This is a genomic window from Flectobacillus sp., assembly GCF_049240685.1.
GTDB lineage: Bacteria > Bacteroidota > Bacteroidia > Cytophagales > Spirosomataceae > Flectobacillus.
This window is the reverse complement of the sequence record NZ_JBMLSD010000349.1, coordinates 1-12,667: the sequence shown is the minus strand read 5'-3', so window position 1 is coordinate 12,667 and position 12,667 is coordinate 1. Positions and strand designations below refer to the sequence as shown.

General features: G+C 36.8%; 12 protein-coding genes. 9 read left to right on the top strand and 3 right to left on the bottom strand.

The genetic code is table 11. The features are described 5' to 3' along the window. Positions 1-16: 16 nt before the first annotated feature. The 3 genes from ACOVQ4_RS15540 to ACOVQ4_RS15530 all read right to left on the bottom strand — a co-directional run bounded on the left by ACOVQ4_RS15540 (position 17) and on the right by ACOVQ4_RS15530 (position 2,469). Entirely contained in the window at positions 17-772 is a 756-nt protein-coding gene (locus tag ACOVQ4_RS15540) for a shikimate dehydrogenase family protein (protein WP_421821544.1), read from the bottom strand. A 105-nt stretch (positions 773-877) separates the two neighbouring features. Further along, positions 878-1,528, bottom strand: a complete 651-nt coding sequence (locus ACOVQ4_RS15535) for a VTT domain-containing protein (protein WP_421821543.1) — start codon at positions 1,526-1,528, stop codon at positions 878-880. Positions 1,529-1,704: 176 nt separating this feature from the next. Then, the gene (locus tag ACOVQ4_RS15530; protein WP_421821542.1) at positions 1,705-2,469 is read right to left on the bottom strand and encodes a phosphosulfolactate synthase; all 765 of its coding nucleotides are present in this window, start codon (positions 2,467-2,469) and stop codon (positions 1,705-1,707) included. Positions 2,470-3,208: 739 nt separating this feature from the next. Here ACOVQ4_RS15530 and ACOVQ4_RS15525 point away from each other — a divergent pair. The 9 genes from ACOVQ4_RS15525 to ACOVQ4_RS15485 all read left to right on the top strand — a co-directional run bounded on the left by ACOVQ4_RS15525 (position 3,209) and on the right by ACOVQ4_RS15485 (position 12,456). Next, the gene (locus tag ACOVQ4_RS15525; RefSeq protein WP_421821541.1) at positions 3,209-3,631 is read left to right on the top strand and encodes a DUF2147 domain-containing protein; all 423 of its coding nucleotides are present in this window, start codon (positions 3,209-3,211) and stop codon (positions 3,629-3,631) included. A gap of 74 nt (positions 3,632-3,705) precedes the next feature. Continuing rightward, positions 3,706-4,338, top strand: coding sequence for a TetR/AcrR family transcriptional regulator (locus tag ACOVQ4_RS15520; protein ID WP_421821540.1), 633 nt, complete (start codon positions 3,706-3,708; stop codon positions 4,336-4,338). Next, entirely contained in the window at positions 4,331-4,774 is a 444-nt protein-coding gene (locus tag ACOVQ4_RS15515; RefSeq protein ID WP_421821539.1) for a PaaI family thioesterase, read from the top strand. The genes ACOVQ4_RS15520 and ACOVQ4_RS15515 overlap by 8 nt, the downstream gene beginning before the upstream one ends. A 354-nt stretch (positions 4,775-5,128) precedes the next feature. Continuing rightward, positions 5,129-6,484, top strand: a complete 1,356-nt coding sequence (locus ACOVQ4_RS15510) for a TolC family protein (protein WP_421821538.1) — start codon at positions 5,129-5,131, stop codon at positions 6,482-6,484. A gap of 77 nt (positions 6,485-6,561) precedes the next feature. After that, positions 6,562-7,611: an efflux RND transporter periplasmic adaptor subunit gene (locus ACOVQ4_RS15505; protein WP_421821537.1), complete on the top strand. Its 1,050-nt coding sequence runs from the start codon at positions 6,562-6,564 to the stop codon at positions 7,609-7,611. Between the two features lie 83 nt (positions 7,612-7,694). After that, positions 7,695-10,763: an efflux RND transporter permease subunit gene (locus tag ACOVQ4_RS15500; RefSeq protein ID WP_421821536.1), complete on the top strand. Its 3,069-nt coding sequence runs from the start codon at positions 7,695-7,697 to the stop codon at positions 10,761-10,763. A gap of 223 nt (positions 10,764-10,986) precedes the next feature. Beyond that, on the top strand, positions 10,987-11,235 hold the full coding sequence (locus ACOVQ4_RS15495) for an acyl carrier protein (protein WP_095166922.1): 249 nt from the start codon (positions 10,987-10,989) through the stop codon (positions 11,233-11,235). Positions 11,236-11,363: 128 nt separating this feature from the next. Next, positions 11,364-11,747 (top strand): RidA family protein, encoded by a 384-nt coding sequence (locus ACOVQ4_RS15490; RefSeq protein WP_421821535.1) that lies wholly within the window; start codon positions 11,364-11,366, stop codon positions 11,745-11,747. Positions 11,748-12,135: 388 nt separating this feature from the next. Next, positions 12,136-12,456 carry a hypothetical protein gene (locus ACOVQ4_RS15485; protein ID WP_421821534.1) on the top strand — a complete coding sequence of 107 codons (321 nt, stop codon included), beginning with the start codon at positions 12,136-12,138 and terminating at the stop codon, positions 12,454-12,456. Positions 12,457-12,667 lie beyond the last annotated feature (211 nt).

Genomic DNA, 12,667 nt, shown 5'->3' with positions numbered 1-12,667 from the left:
CAATCCAAAATCCTATCTAGCTGTTCCAGATTTCCCATGCTTTTTCGGCTTGTCCATGTAGCATTTCTAGCCCAAAATGAACACCACGCACGCCAGCTTCAGTGCCTTTTTTCAAAAATAGCGTTTCGAGTGGGTTATATACGATGTCATACAATAAATGCTTTTCACTTAATAATTCGTAAGGAATAGCGGGACAATTCTCTACTTTTGGATACATCCCAAGTGGAGTAGTATTCACAATGAACAAGTGCTCAGACATTATTTCTGGCTTTAGTTCTTCGTAGGTGATGGTGTCACTTTCTTTGGTACGAGAAACCAATTGCACTTCCAAACCCAAATCTTCTAAGGCTACGATAATGGCTTTGGCAGCACCACCTTTTCCAAGTACTAGCGCTTTTTTTGGAGCGATTTCATTGAAGGCATCCCATTTTTCGAGCGTCCATCTAAAGCCCCAGTAGTCGGTATTAAAGCCTTTTGTTTTGCCATTTTCCAAAAACTTAATGGTATTCACAGCACCAATTTTGCTTGCGGCTGGGTCGATTTCGTCGAGATATGCCATCACATTTTGTTTGTGAGGAATGGTCACATTCAAGCCTTTCAGCTCACCTGCATGTGATTGAAGCAAAGCTGGGAAGTCTTCAATATTTTCGAGCTCAAATTTCTCATACGTATGGGTCTGAGAAAGACCAATTTTTTCGAATTTCTCTGTAAAATATCCTTTCGAGAACGAATGCCCCAAAGGAAAACCAATAAGAGCAAATAAATTTTTCATAGCGTAAAAATAAACAAAGAGGCAATCGTTACGAAAACTTTTGCCTCTTTGATGAAATAATACTTTATGTGATAAGAAGAAAATCCATGAACCCTCTTCTATAAGTTACTTTTGACTAAACTGATTTTTTACAAAACCAATAATCATTGGCAATACCGAAATACCTACGATACCAAGTACAACCTTCTCAAAATTGTGTTTTACCCACTCATTGTTGCCCAAGAAGTATCCCAACAAAGTAATAGAAGTTACCCATACCACAGCGCCAATTACACAGAATGTAATGTATTTGCCATATTTCATACTACCTGCACCTGCTACAAATGGAGCAACAGTACGGACGATAGGTACAAAACGAGCCATAATAACGGTTTGACCACCATTTTTTTCGTAAAACTCCTCTGTTTTAACAATGTGCTCACGTTTTAAGAAGAGGATTTTGTCTTTTGATTTAACAAAATCACTCAAATATTTTCCTACAAAATAATTCACATTATCGCCTAAAAGCGCTGCACCAATCAACAATGGAATTACAAAGGTAATATCTATTTTGCCTCCTGTGGCAGGAGCAGCCAATACACCAATCGCAAACAATAGCGAATCGCCCGGTAACAATGGCATAACTACCAAACCAGTTTCGGCAAATACGATTAAGAACAGCAAACCATACGTAAGCGTACCGTTGTCTGTGATAAACTGCGTAAGGGCAGTTAAAGGATCTTTGAGAAGTTGTAATACAAATTGAACGATTTCCATTGTTTGGGAAGATTTACAATGTCCAAATGAGGTTTGGAGTAAATGGTGAAAGTAAATCACAAAAGTATTGAAGAGTAACCTTTGTGCGTAATGATAGTGAGAATCTTAATCAAAAAATAAAGAAGAATGATTGGGCACTAAGTAAGTTGGCCCAATCATTCTTTGGAGCATCTTAATTATTTTTTATCCAAGAAATGAGAGAAAGTATCACCTCTCAAGCCCAAACGGATAGTTTCTAAGGAAATAACTTCGTTTGGTGCGATGTTACCAACGTTTACGTTGGCACCAACCAACTTTACAAACCAAACTTGTTGTGATTTTTGGGGAGCTTCCCAAATAATTTTTTCTTCAGGAATTTCTGTCAAAATTTCTTCTACTAAACCTTGGCGAACTTCGCCCGAAGCACGGAACAAACCCACGTTGCCACCCTCACGAGCTTCACCAATTACTTTCCAAGCACCAGCTTCTAGTTCAGCTTTCATCAATTTAATCCATTTGTATGGAGGAATGATTTTGGCTTCATCTTTTGAACCTACTTCCGAAAGTACAGTTACTTGTTTGGCCAATGTATGAATATACCCACATTTTTCGTCTTGATCCATCTCCAAAGAACCATCCGAAACCTCTGCGTATTCCATGCCATACTGATCCAAAACACGACGGTATTCGTCAAATTGACCTCTTACCACAAACGCTTCAAACAAAGTACCTCCAAAATATACGGGAATACCTGCCGATTTATATAAAGCCAATTTTTCTTTTAAGTTTGGTGTCACAAATGAGGTTGCCCAACCCAACTTCACTATATCGGTATATCCAGAGCCAAGCTCCAAGAAATCTTCAACTTGTCTGAGACTAAGCCCTTTGTCCATTACCATTGTCAAACCTTTTTGACGTGGCTTTTCAGTTCTCTCAGGAATCTGGTTAAGTTGGTAATTCATATTTTTTGAAATTTCTGGGATTAAATATTTGGTTTTAAGCACAACAAAGTTGTGCTTGTTGCACTTATTCAGAATAAATAATTTGTTTGATTGATTCAATTAATGAGGTAATTCGAACGTGCAATTTTGCAAAATTAGAAATATCTTCCAAATGGCACAAACTACTATTTTACTAGATTGTCTTTAAATAATAATCACTTTTACTTAAGTGTCTGTTTATTAGGGTTTTAATTTTTTTGAAAAAATGATTTTTCATAGATTTTTGAAAAAATATTATCAAAAATTTGTTTACTAAACACTGTTTAGTAATTTTACAATGTTATAAAAAAGATTAACGGTAAAATATTAATCTTTGAAGCTTATGTATAACTTAGTGGATATTCAGAACTATCTAACCTTAAATAAGTTAGTTAGGGTGAGCTAAATTTTAATAAAGACAAAGAGGTGTAGTTGGATATACCATTTTGGAAGTTTTGATAATACTAAGTAGTAAGGCAAAGTAAAATTAATATTGTCTGCGATAGGCTTGATAGGCATTCGGCAGAAAACCTGCTAAGTTTATACTACGTGTTTTGCCAAAAGCCTATACTTGAAGGCCTAAGACTGACTGATTAAACTCTATTTGGCCCACTTACTTAAGTTGAGATACCTTTTAAAGGCTAACAAAGTAGAAATCAAGCTTTAACAATCGAATATATTCATCTACCTTTTAAAACAAAACCATTTATTATACAAACTCATGAAAAAATTATTATTTATTCTCGCAACCTTGTTAGCTTTTTCACAAATCTTAGTAGCTCAAAATCCTTCAAAAGATGCTGTTTTGGGCGAATGGCTTTCAGAGACGAAAGATGGGAAAGTGCTCATCTACAAACAAGGAGAAAAATATTATGGGAAGCTTTCGTGGATAAAGGATGCTGCCAAAAAAGATGTAAATAATCCTGATGCATCGTTGCGCAATCAACCTTTGCTGGGTTTGGTCATTTTAAAGAATTTTGAATTTACGGGTAAAGCTTGGGAAGAAGGTAATATTTATGATCCCAAGAACGGTAAAACCTATTCTTGTAATATGAAACTGAAAAAGGCTGATGAATTAGAAATTAGAGGTTTTATAGGCGTATCCCTTTTGGGAAGAACCACCGTGTGGTCGAAAGTGAAATAAGCCAGCTACCTATTGGGAATGCCTGTACACTTTGCGTAAATTTGCTGGTACATAGAAGATTGGTTTAGAAAGAAATGGGTATTTTAGAAAGAAAAGAACGCGAAAAGCTTGAGTTAAAGCAGCGAATTTTGGAAGCTGCCAAAGAAATCTTTATTAAAGAAGGCTTTGATAAGGCTTCTATTCGGGCAATTGCAGATAAAATAGAGTATAGTCCTGCCACAATTTATCTTCATTACAAAGACAAAGATGAGTTGTTTTATGCGGTACATGAATTAGGTTTTGAAAAATTATCTGAAATGACTCGTTCCATTGAAAGTATCGAAGATGGTTTTCAACAACTACGTGCGAGAGGATTGATTTATTTAAAATTTGCTTTCGAAAACCCTGAGCTTTACGATTTGATGTTTATTAAAGAAGCTCCAATGCACGCTCTCAAAAAGCAAGAGGCTGGCTGGGATTGTGGAATGGAAAATTTTATAGCACTACAGAAAAACTTGGCACTATGTATCGAACAGGGCTCTGTTTTGCCCACTGATATAGATGTATTGTCTATGTCAATTTGGTCTTATGTACACGGTTTGGTGTCATTGAACATCAGAGGACGGTTTGAGCCATTTTGTGAATTAAATCCTGCTATTCAACTTGAGAAGATGCTAGGAGAGTCGCTAGACTTTATGTTGAATCTTATAAAAAAGAAAAATGAGTAACAAACACGCATTAGAGGTTTTTAAGGAATATATTGGTACTCGTGTAGCCGAAAAGAGTATTTCGCCCGTGGCTAAGTTTCTTGACGGTGTTCTAGTAGGAGTTCATGAGCATGGTATCGAAATTGAATATCAGGTCAGAGAAGAAATGGTAAACCCTGCTCGTATTCTGCATGGTGGGATTGCCGCTACGATGTTAGACGATATTATCGGGATGACTGTTTTTATCATGGGCAATGGTGTTTTTTATAGCACTGTCAACCTTTCGGTAGATTATCTATTTAGTGCACGACTAGGTGAGACCGTTCGTGTAAAATCGAAAATTGTAAGAATGGGAAAAAAAATCGCTCATGCAGAAGGCGAAATTCGTAACCAAGATGATATTTTAATTGCAAAATGTACAACCAATTTGGTTGCAACAAGCAATACTATTAAATAGTTTTAGTTACTTTGTCTTTGAATCTTTGAAAGACCAGTAACTGACTGATTTTAAGGATTTACAAAGTGAATTAAGCAGTAAAGATTTAACAGTTTACTTGAACTGAAAAAATCTAAAAATCCCCTAGAAAGACCTGTGGGTAATAAAATATCCCACAGGTCTGACTTATGACAGCTTTTAGTATTCAGCTTTGTGCGGTCGGCTCATATTGGTGTACTATATGACTAGTGCTGATAGCCAAAACCCCTTAGCTTTAAGCCCATTCGGCATTGATTCCTCATGAATTAATGCTTTTTATTTATTCTTTTACTAAACAGTGTTTATAAAATTACAAATGTTTAATATATGAAACCTATGAAGTATTATCTTTCCTTGGTGTGCTGTTGGCTCGCTTATGGAACTATGGCACAATCTGAAGTACTCAATCAGTATGTACAAGACGGATTACAAAATAGCCAAACGCTCAAACAGCAACGTTTTCAGCTACAAAAAGCTATTTGGGCTTTGGATGAAGCCAAAAGCTTGTTCAAGCCTACAGTGAATTTTAATACGACCTTATCCTCTGCTTTGGGTGGTCGTACTATCGATATTCCTGTAGGAGATTTAGTAAACCCTGTGTATACGACGCTCAATCGTTTGACCAACTCGAATGCTTTTCCACAAATCTCAAACGTAAGCGAGCAGTTGATTCCAAAGGATTTTTATGATATGCGTTTCAAAACGTCGATGCCTTTGATTAATGCCGAACTGAAGTATAATCAAAGCATCAAGAAAGAGCTGATAGGTTTGCAACAATCCGAAATTAATGTCTATAAACGCGAATTGGTCAAGGATATAAAGATGGCTTATTTCAATTATTTGAAAGCAACCGAGGCATTAAGCATTTATGACAACGCTTTACGATTACTGCGAGAAAGCGAAAGAGTGAATCAAGCGCTGATTCAAAATGGCATGGCTAATGCGACGGTTTCTGTTCGTACCAAAAACGAAATAGCAAGTATTGAGTCCGAAGTGGAAGCAGCCAAAGGAACACAGAAAAATGCAGCTGCCTATTTCAATTTCTTGTTAAATCGTGAATTTACACAGGAAATCAAAGTTGATACAAGTTTTAAGAATATTGTAATTTCTGCTAAAATAGACCTAGCTCACCGTGAAGAAATCGACAAGCTTGAAACTAATTTGAGTATCAATAAGCAAATCTTAAAACTTAGCCAATCTTACAATCAGCCCAAAATAGGAGCATCTCTTGATTTAGGTTCGCAGGGACGTTTTGCCCAAATTGCCTCAGCTGACAAGAATTTTATTTCTCCTAATGCCTTTTTCTTAGTGGGTGTGTCTATCGATTTGCCAGTTTATTCTGCAGGTCGCAATCAGCTCAAAGTTAAACAAGCCGAAATGGATGTTGCCGCGGCAGATACGCAGTTGCAGCAAGTCAAAAATCAACTTGATTTACAAAATACCTTAGCACAAAATGCTTTGGCTGCCGCCAAAGAAATCCATCAATCCAAGGCTAATCAGGTAAGTTCAGCTCAACGTTATTATCGCGATATGATGCGCCGTTATAAAGAAGGCAATCTTAGTTTTATAGAACTACTGGATGCTCAAACACAATTGACTCGCACTCAACTACAGCAAGTAATTGCCCAATACGATGTCTGGCTCAAATGGGTAGACCTCGAACGCAGTGCTGCCGCCTATGACTTGAAATAAAAAGACATAGCAATCGAAGCATAAATAAAAACCTAAAAATCTCTTTAGCCTTGGGCTAATTAAAATCCTCTTGAAAAATGTTGACTTCCCTAAAAAATAGCCTCCTTCTAGGTCTAATCATCACAACTGTATTTGCCTGTGGCAAAAAGAAAACCGACCGTAAAACCTTGGCCGACAATGAAACAGTGGCCGTTAAACTAGCAGATGTTTCAAATGCCAATTCAACAGAGCCTATCAAGGCTTCAGGCCTGATAAGCTCTTTGCACGAAGCTCGTCTTTCATTTAAAACAGGCGGAATTATCGAAAAAATCTTCGTAAAAGAAGGGCAAAATATTGCCAAAGGTCAATTATTAGCAACGCTTAATTTAACTGAAATCAATGCACAGGTTTTACAAGCACAAGAAAATGTAAGTAAAATCGAAAGAGATTTAAAGCGTGTCAATGCGCTGTATCGCGATTCGGTTGCCACACTCGAACAAGTCCAAAATCTTACGACCTCATTGAGTGTTGCTAAACAAAGCTTACAAATAGCTCAATACAATCAAGGGTATTCCAAAATTTATGCCCCTACTAGTGGTGTAGTGGTAAAGAAAATGATGAATGAGGGTGAGCTTGCTTCGCCAGGAAGCCCCGTATTTTTTGTAAACGCCGCTGGCGCTAACGACTGGGTGGTAAAAGTGGGTATTGCCGACAAAGATTGGACTCGCCTCAAAATCGGCGATAAAGCCGAAGTAAGTCTCGATGCATTTCCTGATACTAAATTTTTGGCAACTGTCACCACGCTTTCGCAAGGTGCCGACCAAGCCTCAGGTCTCTATCAAGCAGAATTAAAAATTAGTACTCAAGGTAAAAAAATGGCGACTGGCTTATTTGCCAAGGCTCTTATTTTTCCCTCAATTCGTCATCAGTATGCCTCAGTACCTGTAGATGCGATAATTGAAGGAAATGGCGATCAAGCTTTTGTATATGTGCTCGAAAACGGTAAGGCCAAAAGAATCTCTCTTTCTATTGCCTATGTCAATAATCAACAAGCATTTATTCGTGATGGTTTGGCGGGTGTGAGTCAAGTCGTAACGGATGGTTCGGCTTATTTGGTAGAGGGCACAAAGGTAAAAGTGATGAAATAAGCTTTTACAATAAATCAATTTTATTTAGACCTAAACGCGCATAACGTCACTGTAAAGCGACTAATGCCGACAACTCATCATATATGAAAATCGCAGAATTTTCCGTAAAAAATTACCAGTTTACCTTGGTGGTATTTCTGGCGGTGCTCTCTATTGGTTTATTTTCCTTGTTGAATATGCCACGAGGCGAAGACCCAGAGTTTGAATCTCCCCAATTTGGAGTTACCATTATATATCCCGGAGCTACTCCCAACGACATGGAAGAGCTAGTAGTTGACCCTTTTGAAAAAAGAATTAATGAGCTAGACAACATTCAGCGCATAAGTACGGTCATATTGGATGGAGCCGCTGTATTTCAAATAGAATATGATTTTGAACAAGATCCCGAAGAAAAATATCAGGAAATCGTTCGTGAAGTAAATGCTATCAGAAAAGACCTACCAGCCGAAATTCTGGACATTCGAGTACAAAAGTTTAGACCAACCGATGTAAATATTTATCAGTTTGCACTCGTAAGCGAAAATTTACCTTATTCCAAATTAAAAGAATATGCAGATGATTTGGAAAAACAATTAGAAAAGGTAAAACCTCTGACTAATATCAAATCTTGGGGTTTTCCTGCTCGAAAGGTAGCTGTAGAGTTGAATTTAGAGAAAATGGCGCATGACCGTATTCCTGTTAATCAAGTTTTGGGTGCTATTCAGTCCGAAAATGTCAATATCCCTGGTGGTAGTATCAATGTTTCGAGTAAAAAACTAAATGTAAAAACCTCAGGTGCCTACAATGACCTCAACGAAATCCAGAATACGATTGTATACACGAATGGAACCAAGATTGTTTATCTTAAGGATATTGCTCAGGTAAAATTTGCTTATGAAGACGAAACTCATATCACAAGTCTGAATGGTCACCGTTGTGTTTTTGTAACAGCATGCCAAAAGCAAGGACAGAATATTATTGCGATTCGTAAGATAGTTGAGCCAATAGTTGAAAAATACAAAGCTCAACTTCCTCCAAGTGTCGATGTCGTAAAAGTATTTGACCAAGCAGAATCTGTAGATAAACGTTTGACTCGTTTTGCTAAAGATTTCGGAATAGCGATTTTGCTAGTATTAATCACACTATTGCCCTTGGGCACGCGTGCAAGTATTGTCGTAATGATTTCGATTCCTCTTTCATTGGCTATTGGTCTAACATTGCTCAATGTTTTTGGATATACCATCAATCAATTGTCAATTGTAGGGATGATAGTTGCTTTGGGGATTTTGGTCGACGACTCTATTGTGGTTGTTGAAAACATTGAACGCTTTATGCGTATGGGTATCAAACGCAAACAAGCGGCTATCGATGCTACCAAACAAATAGGCTTGGCGGTTGTAGGATGTACCGTATTGTTATGCTTTGCCTTTTTGCCAATTGCCAACTTGCCAGAAGCTGCAGGTGAATTTATTCGAAGTTTACCCATGGCAGTAATCTTTACGGTACTGGCTTCGATGATTGTGTCTTTGACGATTGTGCCGTTTTTGTCATCTGTTTTATTAACAGAAAATCATAATCCAGAAGGAAATATGGTTTTGAGAGGAATGAAAAAAATCATTTCTGCTACTTATGGTCGATTAATGGATTGGTGTCTTAAACATCCCAAAACAACCTTAGCAGGAGCATTAGGCGTATTTGTAGGGGTGATGATGATGGCTAAATTGTTCTTAGGTTTTTCACTTTTCCCAACCTCCGAAAAACCGATGTTTTTAGTAAATATCGAAACGCCAGTCGGAACAAATATGGCTGCTACGACCAAAGTTGTGAAGTATGTAGAAGAAAAATTAAAGAAAGTACCTGAGATTAAAAACTTTGCCTCAAACGTAGGGCGTGTCAATCCTCGTATTTATTACAATACCGTAGAAAGAGGTCAATCCGAAAACCGAGCGCAAATTTTTGTCTTGCTCGAAGATATGGAGACTTCTGAGAAAAAAGCGTTAATCGACGAATTACGTGCTAATATGGGCTTGTTTCCAAATGCCAAAATTGAGGTAAAAGATTTTGAACAAGGACCACCATTAGAAGCCCCCATTGCTTACAGAATCTTTGGTGAAAATTTGGATACGCTAAGAAATGTAGCTTTTAAAATCGAGAAAATATTAGCTAATCACCCAGGAGCCATTTATGTAAACAATCCACTGAAAGTTCAACCAACGGATATACGTGTGGTGGTTAATAAAGAAAAAGCTGGATTGATGGCTGTAAGCTCTGCCGAAATCGACCGAGTAGTACGTTTAGGAATAGCAGGTTTAAATGTAGGTACTTACCGTGAAGATGGACAAAAAGACGGTTATAATATCAATATCTCGATTCCAAGAACAGGAGTACAACAAGATTTGGATGTATTTAATCGTTTGTATGTCAACAATGCTTTAGGTACAGCAATTCCGCTTAAACAATTGGTAGATATTAAGTTAGAGACATCACAAAATCAAATTTTGCACTTTGACAAAGAACGATATGTGACAGTTTCAACCTTTTTGAAATCGGGCTATAATACAGCGCAAGTCAACCAAGAATTGATAAAGCAATTAAATGCCTTTAAGTTTCCCAAAGGGTTTTCGTACCGAGTAGCAGGAGAGGCCGAAAATGCAGAAAAATCTTTTGGAGGCATAGGGGTGATAGTATTGATAACTGTCTTCGGAATGATAGCTATCCTAATATTGGAGTTCCGCAATTTCAAATCTACTCTGATTGTATTGTCGGTAATTCCATTGGGTATAGTTGGAGCTATCTTGATGCTATTACTTTGGGGCGAAACCTTATCATTTACGGCGGTTATCGGTTTTATCGCACTCGTAGGAATCGAGGTCAAAAACTCCTTATTGTTGGTAGATTTTACCAATCAACTTCGAGAAGAAGGCTTTGGACTTGAGGAGGCGATTCGAGAAGCAGGCGAAGTGCGTTTTGTGCCAATCGTACTGACTTCGTTAACAGCCATAGGAGGCTTAGTACCATTGGTAGTTGAGTATTCAGAATTGTACTCACCCTTAGCGCTAGTTTTGATTGGCGGTATTATTAGTTCAACATTGCTAGCTCGCTTGGTCACCCCAGTAATGTACAAGCTACTACCTCCTACTATAAGTCCCGTAAAGGAAGCTACCAAGCACTAAATAATCACTCGTAAGAATAGCATAATTGTTTTTAATATTTTTTAAAAAAGAATGAGATAAATCTCAAAATAGTTCAAGAATACTCTGTAAGCATAATATTTGAATGGTTTTACTGATTTTTCTCATTTTTTCTAAAAAAAACTTAAAATAAAGGCACTATTTTTCAATTATACTCGTTATTCTTGCATAACAATCGTCAAAATATATATAAATTTAGAAACCGATGAGATTCAGCACAGAAACATTAACAAAGTTTTTATCTCGGAATTTTTATATTAGTCCGAGATTGATCGCTCCTCAAAAACGCTTTTATGCCGACTTGGGAATGAACTCATTAGAGTTCTTGGAAGTAGTAGCTTATTTAGAAAATACGTATGGTATTACATTACCAGATCAAGAGATAGATAGAGTGCAGACTGTAGAAGAATTGGCTTCTTTGATGGAAGCTAATTTAGTAGCTGTACGTGCGTAAAGGCAACGATTTTTGGTATAGTAAAGGTTCAAACGCATTAGTTTGAGCCTTTTTTTATGCCTTTTTGAGTAAATATCCCTCTGCTTTTACCTTATCTTTGTATCGTAACCAAAAAACAATTATTAAGTATGTCTAGACAAAATATCTTGACGGGCTCACCGTGGGAAGACAAAATGGGCTATTGCCGTGCCGTAAGAATCGGAAATATCGTAGAAGTATCTGGTACTGTAGCTATTGTAGATGGCGAAAAAGTAAAAGCTGACGATGCATACGCTCAAACATTGAATATCTTAGAACGTATCGCAAAAGTATTAGAGGAAGCAGGGGTTTCAACAAAAGATGTAGTGAGAACTCGTATTTTCACAACCGATATTACTAAGTTTGATGATATTGCTCGTGCTCACGGTGCTTATTTCGGCGAAATCAAACCAACAACAGGGATCTATGAGATTTCTAAATTAGTATCTCCAGAATACTTAGTAGAGATTGAATTTACAGCCATTGCTCAATAAAATATATTGGAGTAAAAGGAGGTAAAGGAACTATCCAATATACCCCAAAAAGAAAAAGTCAGTGAATTTGTTCACTGGCTTTTTTTTATGGACTAGCTCCACCATAAAGGCTAAAATCTTAAAAATCGAAAAGCCTCGCTAGGAATGCTAGCAAGGCTTTTTGTTGATTGATATAGGTAAAACGCCAGAAGAACCTAAATAGTTTACGTATTGAAAAATAGTTAAATTATTTTTCATATTTATTTTATTTTTTTCAAATTGCTGAAAATTATATCTAAATAGACTCTCTAACGACTTGTGATGTGGATAGCAAATACGAGAAAACGGAGATAAAGATTCCAAGTTTATCTCAAATAACAGATTAACAAGTAACCCATAAGGTTTCAAGATGAAACAACAAACTATCTACGAAGTAGCCGTAATCTCGATTGGTTCGCTTAATACTATTCGAACCAAAGAGCCTGTATTGAATTATTTTTCTAATCTTCAAAAATGCCTTGACCATTTGTTGGGTGCTTTGGCGGTGCATGGCTGGGAAAGTAAAATGAATTACACGGCTGTGTATCGAAACCTAAAAGCAAAGGGGAAATATGTGGCAGAATTTAGTTTTGCAGGGAATAAAATTTTCAAAATTGTAATTACCTCACGAACAATCAATCCTTCGATAAGTACTTTGGGAATAGAGGATAAGCCTGATAGTAAGAAGTAAAAAACGGTGTTGAAATGTTCAAATTAATCCAAAATAAAAAAGCCTTGCTATGTTAATAGCAAGGCTTTTTTGTGATGCTTAATATAAAAACGTCTATTGAGGTCAAATAGTTTGCATTTTGAAAAATAGTTAAATTATTTTTCAAAAAAATATAGAATTTATTTTCGGAGCTGAATTTTCTTAAAATTTAGCTAAAAACAATGTCTGGGCA